The sequence below is a fragment of the Lysinibacillus capsici genome (assembly GCF_003367505.1).
In the GTDB taxonomy this organism is placed as follows: Bacteria; Bacillota; Bacilli; order Bacillales_A; family Planococcaceae; genus Lysinibacillus; species Lysinibacillus capsici.
Map to the genome: position 1 here is coordinate 54320 of NZ_PXXX01000002.1, position 14149 is coordinate 68468.

General features: G+C 37.7%; 9 protein-coding genes and 1 riboswitch. All 9 genes read left to right on the top strand.

Translation table 11 applies throughout. The features are described from left to right. The first annotated feature begins 71 nt into the window (after positions 1-71). Positions 72-1358, top strand: a complete 1287-nt coding sequence (locus C7B89_RS00940; protein WP_066038129.1) for a tetratricopeptide repeat protein — start codon at positions 72-74, stop codon at positions 1356-1358. A 630-nt stretch (positions 1359-1988) separates the two neighbouring features. Then, positions 1989-3281 carry a globin-coupled sensor protein gene (locus C7B89_RS00945; protein ID WP_048394980.1) on the top strand — a complete coding sequence of 431 codons (1293 nt, stop codon included), beginning with the start codon at positions 1989-1991 and terminating at the stop codon, positions 3279-3281. A gap of 238 nt (positions 3282-3519) precedes the next feature. Further along, the gene (locus C7B89_RS00950; RefSeq protein ID WP_115673001.1) at positions 3520-4914 is read left to right on the top strand and encodes a protoporphyrinogen oxidase; all 1395 of its coding nucleotides are present in this window, start codon (positions 3520-3522) and stop codon (positions 4912-4914) included. A 99-nt stretch (positions 4915-5013) separates the two neighbouring features. Further along, positions 5014-5114, top strand: a riboswitch (SAM riboswitch). Between the two features lie 89 nt (positions 5115-5203). After that, positions 5204-7051 (top strand): bifunctional homocysteine S-methyltransferase/methylenetetrahydrofolate reductase, encoded by a 1848-nt coding sequence (locus C7B89_RS00955; RefSeq protein ID WP_115673008.1) that lies wholly within the window; start codon positions 5204-5206, stop codon positions 7049-7051. Then, the gene (metH, locus tag C7B89_RS00960) at positions 7044-10475 is read left to right on the top strand and encodes a methionine synthase (protein WP_115673002.1); all 3432 of its coding nucleotides are present in this window, start codon (positions 7044-7046) and stop codon (positions 10473-10475) included. The genes C7B89_RS00955 and metH overlap by 8 nt, the downstream gene beginning before the upstream one ends. Before the next feature lie 94 nt (positions 10476-10569). Next, positions 10570-11070 (top strand): GNAT family N-acetyltransferase, encoded by a 501-nt coding sequence (locus C7B89_RS00965; protein ID WP_112116726.1) that lies wholly within the window; start codon positions 10570-10572, stop codon positions 11068-11070. Between the two features lie 109 nt (positions 11071-11179). Further along, the gene (gene desA, locus C7B89_RS00970) at positions 11180-12211 is read left to right on the top strand and encodes a Delta(5) desaturase DesA (protein WP_048394986.1); all 1032 of its coding nucleotides are present in this window, start codon (positions 11180-11182) and stop codon (positions 12209-12211) included. 130 nt (positions 12212-12341) lie between these two features. Further along, positions 12342-13490, top strand: coding sequence for a sensor histidine kinase (locus C7B89_RS00975; protein WP_009374109.1), 1149 nt, complete (start codon positions 12342-12344; stop codon positions 13488-13490). Positions 13491-13506: 16 nt separating this feature from the next. Then, the gene (locus C7B89_RS00980) at positions 13507-14118 is read left to right on the top strand and encodes a response regulator transcription factor (RefSeq protein WP_048394990.1); all 612 of its coding nucleotides are present in this window, start codon (positions 13507-13509) and stop codon (positions 14116-14118) included. The last annotated feature ends 31 nt before the right edge of the window (positions 14119-14149 follow it).

Sequence of the window (14149 nt, forward strand, 5' to 3'; positions counted from 1 at the left end):
CAAACTTCAACTGTCTTCCATATAATAGTGGTAAGGCAGTTTTTTTACATAGTGTGCAAGGGAGGAAAATAATGTACGAGCAAATTTTAGCCAAGCGAAATAAAGAACGAATAATTTCCCTACAAAATCTTACACAAACTCAAGATCAGTGGTTTGCTCAAAATATAAAATTACTTACATTCGCTGAAGTTAACCTAACAGCCTTGCAGAAAATACTGTATCAAGTAGTACGAGGGTTATTAAAAGAACAGCAACAACGTCATTTACAGATTGTTCATACAGTGCAATCTCAATCGATACAGGAGAATGTATTAACGCTGTTGGCAGAATATGATGATGTCTTGCGCGATGCCATTCCACAGCCTATCTATATACTCATTTGGCAAATTTCTTCGCTAGAAAAGTTAAAAAACAGTATAGAAGTAGTAGATGATGTGCTTGATATTGTAGAGTGGTATTTTCGCCATCAAGATGAACAAGTTGCTGCTCTAGATGAAGAGGACTTAGATCATGAGCTCATTATTGATTTGTATAAAGAAGCGGTTGAAGAGCAGGATGGGGATGCCCAATATCAACTGGGTGAATACTATAATTCTAGAGAGGGTAAACATTTTCAACCTGAAAAATCATTGAAATGGTTTGAGCTAGCCGCTGCCCAGGGAAATGCAGATGCTCAATATATGCTTGGGAATTTTTGCTTTGGGGGCATAGGTATGGAGGAAAATTATTCCCTTGCCTTTTCATACTATGAAAAAGCAGCTTTGCAGGGACATGCGGATGCTGCCAATAATTTAGCAGATATGTACTTTAATGGCGAGGGCGTAGCAACGAATTATACATTAGCAAAAAAATGGTTTGATTATGCTGCACAAAAGAATGTGGCAGAGGCAATGTTTACGTTAGGAATAATTTATGAGCAGGGGTTAGGCGTTGAGGTAGATGAGAAAGAAGCTTTTAACGCCTATAAAAAATCAGCTGAGGCAGGGTATGTGGAAGCACAATATCGACTTGGTGGAATTTATTTAGAGGGACGCTTAGGCCAAGCGAAAGATGTCAATCGTGGTCTGTTTTGGTATGAAAGAGCTGCGGAGCAATATCATGTAGACGCCTTTTATGATTTAGGTTATATATGGAGTAATGGTCTGGCAGGAATACGCAATCTCGAAAAAGGTATTCATTGGTTTAAGCAGGCTGCACTTCAAGGAGATGTGGAAGCCAAGCTACAGTTGGGGCATATTTTTAATAAAGATACAGGGTTAGATAGAAATCTGAAAGAAGCTATTAAATGGTATGGACTCGCGGCAGATGCAGGATCCGAAGAAGCGGCTAAAATATTACAGGAACTTAAAGGATTGTAAATTTAGTGTTAAAAAAACATAGGCTTTTAGAATTATTTATGTTGCTACGGTATGAGGGTATTTTGGTCTAAAATAGACTGCTGTTTACGAGTATTTAGATAGATCATGATTGAGGATAAAAAATATTAGTATAGTGAAATTTGAAGATGATCGATAAAAAAGTAGAATAAATATAAAGCAAGTAAGCATAATAAACAAAAAAATAGTTAAAAAAGCTACCCAATAATATTGTGGTAGCTTTTTTATAGTTTATTACGCTTTATTTAACAACAAGGACTTTTTATACATTTTGTGTAAAATAATGGTATTAATAAGATTGACAGTCATTTATAAAATGATTAATGTAAATGAGTGATTTTGAAAAGAAGCATACGTAAATAATTTACTGTTAGTCATGTAGGGACTATATCTGTTTGCTGAGAGCAAATGACCTTAGGATAAATTGAGCAAAGGGGTACCCGACATACTTTTGGAGGAAGTTTGTCATACGGAATTGCGCTATCGAATGTAACCATTAAATCTGACTAATCAGATTTTATCGGTATTTTTTCGTGTATCCATCAATATGTTAAAAGGGATTTGATGTTTCTCAGCCTGATGAAAGTAAACGGAATGAAAGAGGGAAGATGTGTGATTTTTCAAAAACAGAGAAAGACGAAGGTATTGGATTTACAGCAATACACAGTGAAAATGGATTTGTCCTCTCGTCAATCGATGGCGAAGCAAATTGAAATGCTGAACTTAACGAAGAACGACTTACAATATTTAAAAGCTTTCCAGCCAATAGTTATGGATAATGTAGATCACATCGTAAACCGTTTTTACAACATGATTGGAACAGAGCATCATTTGGTAGATATTATCAGTCATCATAGTTCTGTAGAAAAGCTTAAAGTAACATTACGGCAACATATTATTGAAATGTTTAACGGAACCATTGATGAGATGTATTACCAAAGGCGTGTAAAAATTGCAAAGGTGCATGTCCACATTGGGCTTAGAACACAGTGGTATATCTGCGCATTCCAAGATTTATCGATATCATTTATTGATTTAGTCGAAAAAAATATAGAATTTCCACAAGATCAATTTAATACGATCAGAGCTATATCGAAAATTTGTAATTTTGAGCAACAACTCGTTTTAGAAGCTTTTGAAAACACTGTGGAACAACTGAAAGAAAAAATGGTTCATGAAAAAGAAGCGATTGAACGACAGATTGTAGATTCTTCGGAAGCACTTGCAGCTATCTCGCAGGAAACCAATAATTCTTTTTGCTGCTTAAGTAAGCAATCTGACGAAATTAAACATTTGGCAAAAAAATCACTCGATGTGTCTACACTGGCTGAAAACCAAGCACTTGAGGGTCGCGAGCGTTTAAAAAATCAATCACAAAATATGCTCAATATTAGTCATTCTCTTCATGATATAGAAGAAAATATTGAACAATTATCAGGTATGTCTAAGGAAATGGAAACAATTATGAGTGTTGTGACCAATATTGCGAATCAAACGAATCTATTGGCTTTAAATGCTGCAATTGAAGCAGCACGTGCTGGGGAAGCGGGAAAGGGCTTTAGCGTAGTGGCCGATGAAGTACGTAAATTATCAATTCAGACAAAAGAATCTGTTACAGCGGTGGCTTTGTTATTGAAAAAGACAGGTGAACGAACAGAGAAATTAGAGTATTCTTTGACCAACATTCAAGATGAAGTTGCAGCAGGTGAAGAAAATATGTTACAAACTGAAGGCCAATTTACGAGTATATTGGGAGCCATGACAGAAGCAAAAGATCAAAATGAGTGTATGGCAACAAAAATACAAGCAATTGTAGGCATATTAAGTGAATTAGGCACTTCATTTACTGAGGTAACAAATTCAGCTGAAAAATTAGCGAGCTTTGCGCAAAATTTAAAAGGATAGACTACTAACATTTACATTCTATTTTCATATTTTTAGACGTAATAAACACTATAGTACCTATTTAAATGTTTGTTGTGAAGTTATCGCTATAGAGGATCAATTTTATAGAGATTCAGAAAGTAAGAGCTATTTCACTGATGAAATAGCTCTATTTTTGCTAAATTTGTAAAGGGTTTAACGTAATTTTCAATGAAAAAGGATTATACTGTAGAAAGAATGAATAATAGGGGCGGTTATGATGAAAACAGTTGTTGTTTTAGGCGGCGGTATTACAGGACTATGTACAATGCATTATTTGCAACGTCAAGTGAAGGAACATAATTTAGATGTTCGTCTAGTGCTTATAGAAAAAAATACATGTTTAGGAGGCAAATTATATTCAGCACATGAACAAGGTTTCATCATGGAAACGGGTGCTGATTCTATTGTAGCCCGTCATCAAGGCGTTATGGAACTCGTGCAGGAGCTTGATTTTGAGGCGGAATTAGTTTACAACGAAACAGGTATTTCTTATATTTATACGAATAATGAGTTACATGCTATTCCGGCAGATTCAACTTTCGGAATACCGATGAGTGTAGCATCCTTAGAGGAAAGTACACTTATTTCCGAGCAGGGAAAAAAAGAAGCGTTGAAGGATTTAACATTGCCAAACAATGGCTTCACAAAGGAAAGTTCTATCGGTGAATTTTTAACTTACTATTTAGGAGAGGAACTGGTGAAAAACCAAATTGCACCAGTCCTTGCAGGTGTTTATTCTGGAGATTTACATCAGCTTTCTATTGGCTCTACTTTACCGTATTTAATTGATTATAAGAATGATTTTGGAAGTATTATTAAAGGCTTTGATGCGAATCGTGAGCAATTTGTTAAAGCAGCGAACAAAAAATTTATATCCTTTAAAAATGGTTTATCTTCTTTAATTGATCGACTTGAACAAACCTTATCCGATGTAGAAATTATCAAGGGTGTTACTACACTAAATGTTCAAAAACAAGATAAGAACTACACAATTTCCTTAGCTAATGGTGAAATTATTGAGTCAGATTATGTCGTTTTAGCATTACCGAACGATACTGTACAAAATCTGCTACAGGATGAATCTTTAAACCGCTATTTTGACCAATTTACGACAGCGTCAGCGATTACTATCTATTTGGGTTTTGATGTGCCAGACGCTAAATTGCCAGCAGATGGAACGGGCTATATTGTTTCCCATAATTCAGACGTAACTTGTAATGCAGCAACTTGGACTAGTCGTAAATGGAAGCATACATCGAAAGAAAATAAATTACTTGTGCGACTCTTTTATAAGAGCATCAATCCAGCCTATGAGCAACTACGCGCCATGACGGATGAAGAATTAGCAGCAGTTGCTTTAGAAGATGTGAGAAAGAGCCTAGGAATAGAGGAGCAGCCAACCGTTGTGAATGTAACAAAATGGATTGATCAAATGCCTAAATATGATCTAGCGCATCGTGAAGCATTACAAGGATTACTACAAGAATTACATGAGAAATATCCTAATTTATCGATTGCAGGGTGCTCGTATTTTGGCGTAGGTATTGGTGCTTGCATTCAAAACGGGAAAAAAATTGGTGAAGAGCTTGCAAAGGAACTTGCCAATTTCTAAGGTTTTAAGTGGAAAAAAACTTTGTTATGTGAAATAGTCTTGACTCATTCGTCAGTAAACGATATGATTCTTTTAATTATTTAAAAAATTCATACTTAATTCTTATCAAGAGAAGCAGAGGGACTGGCCCATTGAAGCTTCAGCAACCAACTTTATTGTCAGGTGCTAAATCCAGAAGACCGTTGAGTCGAAGATGAGAAGGAACAACAATGATGAATCGTTAAAGCCTTCTTTTTTTATGAAAGAAGGCTTTTTATTATATAGAGACATAGGAAGAGAGGCTAATTTTATGGGATTGCTTGAAAGGTTAAAAACGCATGTATTGACGGCAGACGGTGCAATAGGCACAGTGCTATATGGCTATGGATTGGAGTATTGCCATGAGGAAATGAATGTTCAGAGACCCGAGTTAATTGAAAAGATTCATAGAGAATATATTGCGGCTGGTGCTGACATCATTCAAACGAATACGTACGGTGCAAATGCCATTAAATTAGCTCGCTATGGATTGGAATCACGTGTCCAACAATTTAATGAAGCTGCTATCACCATCGCAAAACGAGCAGCGGCTGATGGCGGTCAATTTGTTTTAGGAACAATTGGTGGTATTCGGGGAATTCGTAAAAGTGATGCAACCTTGGATGAAATATTAGCGACTATTGAAGAACAAGCAAGAGTCTTACTTGCAGGGAATCCAGATGGCCTTTTACTTGAAACTTATTATGATTTTGAAGAATTAACAGCAACCTTAAAGATGCTACGAGAAAAAACAAAATTGCCGATTATTGCACAAGTTTCTATGCATGAGCCCGGTGTTCTACAAAATGGGATGTCTTTAAATAATGCTCTCCATGAGCTTGAAGCCCTAGGTGCTGATATTGTTGGTGTCAATTGTCGACTAGGTCCACACCATACAATTCAGGCATTTGAAGGTGTAGAACTTCCTAATAAGGCATTTATGTCGGCCTATCCAAATGCATCACTTCTGGACTTAGAGGATGGGCGTGTCGTTTATGAATCAGAAGCTGATTATTTTGGTCGAGCGGCTGTTGAATTGCGTGATCAAGGTGTACGTTTAATAGGGGGCTGCTGTGGTACAACACCCAAACATATTGCAGCAGCAAAGAAGTATTTAGAAGAGTTATCACCGGTTCAGGAGAAGCTTGCGAAGCCTAAAAAGATTGAGATTGTTCGGGAAGCGGAGCCAACAAAGTATGAGCCTCTTCATGAAAAAGTTAAACGTGAACGTTCTGTCATAGTAGAGTTGGATACGCCTAGACATTTAGAGATTGATGGGTTCCTTGAAGGAGCAAAGCAATTATATGATGCAGGTGCAGATGTAGTTATGATGGCAGACAATTCATTGGCCTCTCCACGTATTAGCAATATTGCAATGGGCGCATTGTTGAAGAGCTCACATGGTGTACGCCCACTAACTCATATTACATGTCGAGACCGTAATTTAATTGGTCTACAATCTCATTTAATGGGGTTAAATGCTTTAGGTATTCATGATGTGTTGGCCGTTACGGGTGATCCAACAAAAGTAGGAGATTTCCCAGGTGCGACAAGTGTTTATGATGTATCTTCCATGGAGCTAATCCAATTAATTAAGCAATTAAATGAAGGGGTCTCTTTCTCAGGTAAGCCACTTCGTAAAAAAGCAAATTTTTCAGTTGCTGCTGCATTTAATCCAAACGTCCGTGTGTTAGATCGTGCTGTGACACGCTTGGAGAAGAAAATTGAGCATGGGGCAGACTACTTCATTTCTCAACCAGTATATACGAAAGAGAAAATTGTAGAGATTTATGAGGCAACAAAGCATTTACAAGCTCCAATTTACATCGGTATTATGCCTGTTACGAGTTATAAAAGTGCTGAATTTTTACATCATGAAGTGCCAGGTATCAAATTATCTGAAGATGCCTTAACAAGAATGAAAGCATGTGGAGAAGATAAAGAAAAGGCAACCTTGGAAGGGATTGCTATTGCCAAAGAATTAGTAGAAGTGGCTACGCAATATTTCAATGGGATTTACCTTATTACACCATTTTTACGTTACGACGTGACACTAGAGTTGATGAAATATATAGAGCAATTGGATGAACAGAAAAAAGGAGTAAGTATACATGGCTAAGCACTCGATTGAAGAGCAACTAGAGAAACGTATTTTAATTCTTGATGGCGCAATGGGAACAATGCTACAAAATGAAAATTTATCAGCAGAGGATTTTGGTGGCGAGGAACTTGATGGCTGTAATGAAAATCTTGTGCTTACTAGACCAGATGTTATTGAAAAAATTCACCATAAATACTTAGAGGCAGGCGCAGATATTATTTGTACAAATACATTTGGTGGGACGCCTCTTGTGTTAAATGAATATGATCTTGGCACAAAAGCAGAAGTAATTAATAAGCGTGCAGTGGAAATTGCTCGCCAAGCAGTGGATCGTTATTCCACATCAGATTGGCCACGTTTTGTTGCAGGGGCTATGGGGCCAACAACAAAAACGTTATCAGTAACAGGTGGTATTACATTTGAAGAGCTAGAGGAAAATTTTTATGTACAGGCAAAAGCATTAATTGAGGCAGGAGCCGACGTTTTGTTATTAGAAACAAGTCAGGATATGCTCAATGTCAAAGCAGGCACACTTGGCGTAAAGCGCGCTTTTGCATCAACGGGAAAAGAGCTACCTGTCATGATTTCAGGAACAATAGAACCGATGGGTACAACGCTTGCAGGGCAAACAATTGATGCCTTTTATATTTCGATCGAGCATATTAAACCATTATCAGTTGGCCTAAACTGTGCGACGGGACCTGAGTTTATGACGGATCACATTCGTTCATTAGCAGAGCTTTCAACAGGCTATATTAGCTGTTACCCAAATGCTGGCTTACCAGATGAAGAAGGGTGTTATCACGAATCACCAGAATCGCTATCACAAAAATTAAAAGGCTTTGCAGAAAAGGGTTGGCTTAATATTGTAGGTGGATGTTGTGGGACGACACCCGCTCATATTGCAGCCATTCGTGAGATCTTAAAAGATGAAAAACCTCGTCAATTACCAGAAAAAACACATGGTCATGCGGTATCAGGAATTGAACCGTTATTGTATGACGATTCTATGCGTCCGTTATTTATTGGGGAGAGAACAAATGTAATCGGCTCTCGTAAATTTAAGAATTTAATCATTGACGGGAAATTTGAGGAGGCCGCAGAGATTGCACGTGCTCAAGTCAAAAATGGTGCACATGTTATTGATATTTGTTTAGCCAACCCTGATCGCGATGAATTAGCCGATATGCGTGGATTTATGCAGGAGGTTGTAAAAAAGGTTAAGGTGCCTCTTGTGATTGACTCAACTGATGAAAAAGTAATTGAGGAAGCATTAAAGTTTTCACAAGGGAAAGCCATCATTAACTCTATTAATTTAGAGGATGGTGAAGAACGATTTGATGCAGTATTACCACTCGTGAAAAAATATGGTGCATCATTAGTTGTTGGAACGATAGATGAAAAGGGGATGGCGGTTGACCGTCATCGAAAGCTCGAAATTGCCGAGCGCTCCTATCAACTTTTAACGGAAAAATGGGGGATTGCACCAGAGGATATCATTTTCGACCCATTAATGTTCCCTGTAGGAACTGGGGATGAGCAGTATATTGGTTCAGCGCTAGAAACGATTGAAGGCATTCGTCTCATCAAAGAAAAATTGCCGCAGACATTGACTGTACTTGGCGTAAGTAATATCTCATTTGGCTTACCACCTGTTGGTCGTGAAGTACTGAATGCTGTTTATCTCTATCATTGTACACAGGCGGGCTTAGATTATGCCATTGTTAATACAGAGAAATTGGAGCGTTATGCATCCATCCCTGAAGAGGAAATCAAACTCGCAAATGACCTGCTCTTTAATACAAATGATGAAACATTAGCAGTGTTTACAGATTTTTATCGAGATAAAAAGAAGGAAAAAACGGAAGCTGATATTCCAAAAACGGTTGAAGGTCGTTTAGCTTACTATATATTAGAAGGTACAAAAGAAGGGCTAATTGAGGATTTAGACGCTGCACGAGAAATCTTCGAGGCGCCACTTGATATAATTAATGGTCCTTTAATGGAGGGCATGGTTGAGGTAGGTCGATTATTTAATGATAATCAACTCATTGTAGCAGAGGTTTTACAATCAGCAGGTGTGATGAAGGCCGCAGTTGCTCATTTAGAGCAATTCATGGAGAAGGATGAAGAGAGTGCTGGAAAAGGGAAAATGGTACTTGCTACAGTAAAAGGTGATGTTCACGATATTGGGAAAAACCTTGTTGATATTATATTAAGTAATAATGGCTATAAGGTAGTCGATTTGGGCATTAAAGTAACTCCTGCCCAATTGATTGAAGCGATTCGTAAGGAAAAACCTGATTTTATTGGGCTGTCAGGTTTACTCGTGAAATCAGCGCAACAGATGGTTATTACTGCTCAGGATTTTAAAGAGGCGGGAATTGATGTTCCTATTTTAGTTGGTGGTGCTGCACTTTCACGTCGTTTTACTGAAACAAAAATTGCAGATGAATATGGTGGTCCTGTTATTTATGCAAAGGATGCTATGCAAGGCTTAGAGCAAGCGAATCTATTAATGGGTGAAGGGACACGTGAAAATTTCTTAGCAGAAATTGAAGAATCCCGTCAAAAACGTTTAGCGGCTGATGAAAAACGAGCTGCTCGTCCGGCAAAAGAGGTAACAATAAAGCCTGCACGAACAGTAAAAGGAGCGCCAGTATTTTTACCAGCTGATTTACGACGTCATGTGAAAAAAGACTATTCTGTATCTCATTTATATCCTTATGTTAATATGCGTACATTACTGGGACACCATTTAGGCTTGAAAGGGCAAGTTCAGCAATTGCTTGATGCGGGCGATTCAAGAGCAACAGAGCTCAAGGATTTAGTAGATGATTATTTAAAAAGTGATCTATTAAAGCCATCAGGTTTGTATCAATTTTTCCCTGCTCAAGCAGATGGTGATGATGTCGTTGTGTATGATCCTGCTGATAGTAAGACAGAAATTGAACGTTTTACCTTCCCTCGTCAGCAGGTTGAACCATTTTTATGTCTTGCAGATTTCTTAAAAACGGTAGAGAGTGGTGAAATGGACTATATTGCACTCATGGTTGTAACAGCAGGTCAAGGAGTTATGGCTAAAGCACGCCAGTTAAAAGAGGATGGGAAATTTCTTGAAAGTCATGCCTTGCAATCGACTGCTTTAGAATTAGCAGAGGGCTTTGCTGAACGTATGCATCAGGAAATTCGTGACCAATGGGGCTTCCCTGATGCAACAGATTTCACTATGAGAGATCGTTTTGCTGCAAAATATCAAGGTCAACGCTTTTCATTCGGATATCCTGCATGTCCTAACTTGGAGGATCAAGAGAAACTATTCGGCCTATTAAAACCTGAGGATATTGGTGTCCATCTTACAGAAGGCTTTATGATGGAGCCTGAAGCATCTGTATCTGCAATCGTTTTTGCTCATCCTGATGCTCGCTACTTCAATGTTTAAGGCATAAAATAAGAGGAGATAGATAGTCTATTCAATGACTGTCTATCTCTGTTCCTTTATAGAAGAAAACATTTGGTTAAGGGAAGTGGGCAGAATGATACGATTCATGGAAGAAAGAGATATTCCCGAGGTTTTGGCTATCTATAATGATATTATTTTAACAAGCAAGGCTGTCTATCGATACGACATACAAACTTTAGATGAAAAAGTACAGTGGTTTAGGGAGCAACAAGCATTAGATAATCCTTTACTTGTATTTGAGGATAATGGGCTTGTCGCTGGCTTTGCTACCTATAGTCAATTCCGTCCTTACCCAGGCTATAAATATACAATGGAGCACTCTGTCTATGTGCATAAAGAACATTATCAAAAAGGGATTGCGACAAAGCTCATGAACAAGCTGATAGCGATCGCTGAAGAAAATGGTGTCAAAACGCTTGTTGCTGGTATTGATGGAGAAAACATTGGTAGTATTAAAGCACATGAAAAATTAGGCTTTGAATATGCAGGAACCATTAAAAATGCAGGCTATAAATTTGAACAATGGCTAGACCTTGTGTTCTATCAACTTCATTTGACTGGACCGAAATCATAAAAGGATATGACAAATGTCATATCCTTTTTGTGATGTTTGCGTCTGTTACTGACTTGTATTCTTGTTTTATGATGAGGTCATAAGAAAAAAAGAAACGAGGGAGTAAAAGATGGCAACTATTAAAGAAAAAACAAAAAAGTTACGCCAAGATGTAGCGCCATTTGCCAAATCAGATACGCGTAAAAGTGTTTTTCAGATTATAAATACAATTGTACCGTTAATTGCATTATGGGTGGCTGGTTACTTGTTAGTGGATGTATCACCTTGGCTAACAGTCGGCTTAAGTGCTATTTCAGCAGGTTTTGTCGTACGAACTTTTATTATTTTTCATGATTGTACACACGGCTCATTTTTCAAAAGTAAAAAGGCAAACGACTGGGTTGGATTTTTTACTGGGGTGCTAACATCATTCCCTTATGAAAAATGGAAACGTGAACATACAATTCACCATGCAACAAGCTCAAACTTAGACAAGCGTGGTATCGGTGATATTGATATGATGACAGTTGAAGAATATATGCAAGCCTCAAAAGGGCAACGTCTATGGTACCGCTTCTATCGTAATCCATTTGTGATGTTTGGATTAGGCCCACTTTATATGGTTCTTGTCTTAAATCGTTTTAATCGTAAGGATGCGAAGAAGAAGGAACGTCTCAATACAATTTTAACGAATATTGTCATTGTAGGAATTTGTGCCGCTTTAATTTTCTTCATGGGCTGGCAAGCGTTTTTATTAGTGCAAGGCGTTACTTTATTTATTGCAGGTTCTTTAGGAATTTGGTTATTTTATATCCAGCACACGTATGAAGATTCTTATTTTGAACACGATTCAGAGTGGGATTATGTGAAAGCTGCAGTTGAAGGAAGCTCCTATTATAAATTGCCAAAACTTTTACAATGGGTAACAGGGAATATTGGTTTCCATCATGTTCATCACTTAGCTCCTCGTGTACCTAATTATAATCTTGAAAAGGCACACAATGAGACACCGCCATTACACATGGCAACAACGATTACTTTACGTACGAGTTTAGAATCACTACGTTACAAGTTATATGATGAAGATCAAGGTAAATTTGTAACGTTTAAAGAAGTAAATGAAATTATAAAACGTAAAGAAAGAGGCAGTATTGCCGCTTAGTTGATAACAGCCATCTCTGCAAGAGAGATGGCTGTTTTATGTAAAGAGAAGAATATGGGTCAAAGCATGTACAGGCATAAATTTAATTTTCTTGTTATAATAAGGGAAAAGTAGGAAAGAGCGTGAGATTATGTTGAGGAAATGGCATAGTATTATTCCGAATAGTCCGATGCTCAGTGTATATTTGTGGATAATTTTTTGTTTCCTACCGTTTTTCTTCATTTTTAGGAAATCATCTTATATCGAAATATCGATAGGCATTACATTTTTAATGCTCTATTTTATCTTCTATCGATTTGCCATGAATTCGAAAAGCGGTTTAGTTTACATGTGGATTAGCTTTGAAATGGTCATAAACATTATTATGACCATCTTGTATGGCTATGTCTATTTGTCCATTTTTACAGCATTTTTTATTGGCAATATCCGAAGACCCGTCGGCTTTTATATTATGTATGGTCTACATATTGGATTTACAGTTATTTCAACTGGCGCTGGATTCTTTGTAGAGCTCAACCTATTTTTATCGCAGTTGCCTTTCGTTGTATTAACAATTTTAGCTGTTGTCCTTTTACCGCTAACGCTTTATTCCAAAAATAAACGTGAAAATTTAGAGGGACAGTTAGAAACAGCCAATGAACGTATTGCTGAGTTAATTGTTTTTGAGGAACGACAAAGAATAGCTCGAGATTTACATGATACATTAGGTCAAAAATTGTCCATGATTGGTTTGAAGAGTGATCTAGCTTCTAGGCTGATTGAACGAGATCCCCAGCAGGCCTTGATTGAGATTAAGGATATACGCCAGACGGCTAGTATTGCTTTAAAAGAGGTTCGGGAATTAGTTTCAGATATGCGTACTGCAAAATTTGAAGATGAGATCATGCGTATTTCACAAATACTAAAGGCAGCTGAAATGGAGTTTGTCTTTGAAGGGGATAAAAACGCACTGCAAGTTCCACCACTTGTAGAGAATGTTTTATCTATGTGCTTAAAAGAGGCGGTTAATAATGTTGTCAAACATAGTGGAGCAACAAAATGTGAAATTGCTTTCCATCAAAATTTTAAAGAAGTTTACTTAGTAGTGCGAGATAACGGACAGGGCATTACGAAAAAACAAGCCTGGAGAACTGGTAATGGATTGAAAGGAATGCGGGAACGTTTAGAGTTTATTAATGGGTCCTTTAAAATTGAAAGTGTTGAGGGCACCACATTAACGGTAACTATCCCAGTAGCTATTACGCATCAGAATGTCAAAGACAATCTGAAGAACATATAGAAAAGAGGATTGTGACATGATACGAATTGTGATTGCTGAAGATCAGGGGATGCTATTAGGCGCGCTTCGCTCTTTACTTAGTATGGAGGAGGATATGGAGGTTGTTGGCTTAGCAAAAAATGGTGAGGAAGCATTGATGCTTGTGGAAGAGCATCAGCCTGATATTTGTATTATGGATATTGAAATGCCAGTGAAAACGGGACTAGATGCAGCAGAAGAAATGCATAGCACTGGCTCAGGTTGTAAAGTCATTATTTTAACTACATTTGCTAGACCTGGTTATTTCGAACGTGCTAGAAAAGCGAGTGTCAGAGGCTATTTATTAAAGGATAGCCCGATAGAGGAGTTAGTGAGCGCAATCCGTACAATCATGGACGGTAAACGCATTTATGCGCCAGAGCTCGTTGATTTTGTCTATGAAGATGATAGTGAGAATCCTTTAACGGAGCGAGAGAGTCAAGTTCTGACACTTGTAGCAGAGGGCAAGACGACAAAGGAAATTGCTGCTGAGCTGTTTTTGTCTGCTGGCACAGTTCGTAACTATATTTCGACGATTTTAGAAAAACTAAACGTCGGCAATCGAATTGAGGCCATTGCACGCTTTAAAGAAAAAGGATGGAATAAATAAAAAGAGAACCTTTTCGCATCATAAGCGAAAA

Excerpts from the sequence above, each read along its gene's own strand:
- metH (WP_115673002.1), top strand. The coding sequence starts at position 7,044 with ATGGCTAAGCACTCGATTGAAGAGCAACTAGAGAAACGTATTTTAATT.
- C7B89_RS00975 (WP_009374109.1), top strand. The coding sequence starts at position 12,342 with ATGTTGAGGAAATGGCATAGTATTATTCCGAATAGTCCGATGCTCAGT.
- C7B89_RS00965 (WP_112116726.1), top strand. The coding sequence starts at position 10,570 with ATGATACGATTCATGGAAGAAAGAGATATTCCCGAGGTTTTGGCTATC.
- C7B89_RS00955 (WP_115673008.1), top strand. The coding sequence starts at position 5,204 with ATGGGATTGCTTGAAAGGTTAAAAACGCATGTATTGACGGCAGACGGT.
- C7B89_RS00980 (WP_048394990.1), top strand. The coding sequence starts at position 13,507 with ATGATACGAATTGTGATTGCTGAAGATCAGGGGATGCTATTAGGCGCG.
- C7B89_RS00940 (WP_066038129.1), top strand. The coding sequence starts at position 72 with ATGTACGAGCAAATTTTAGCCAAGCGAAATAAAGAACGAATAATTTCC.
- desA (WP_048394986.1), top strand. The coding sequence starts at position 11,180 with ATGGCAACTATTAAAGAAAAAACAAAAAAGTTACGCCAAGATGTAGCG.
- C7B89_RS00950 (WP_115673001.1), top strand. The coding sequence starts at position 3,520 with ATGAAAACAGTTGTTGTTTTAGGCGGCGGTATTACAGGACTATGTACA.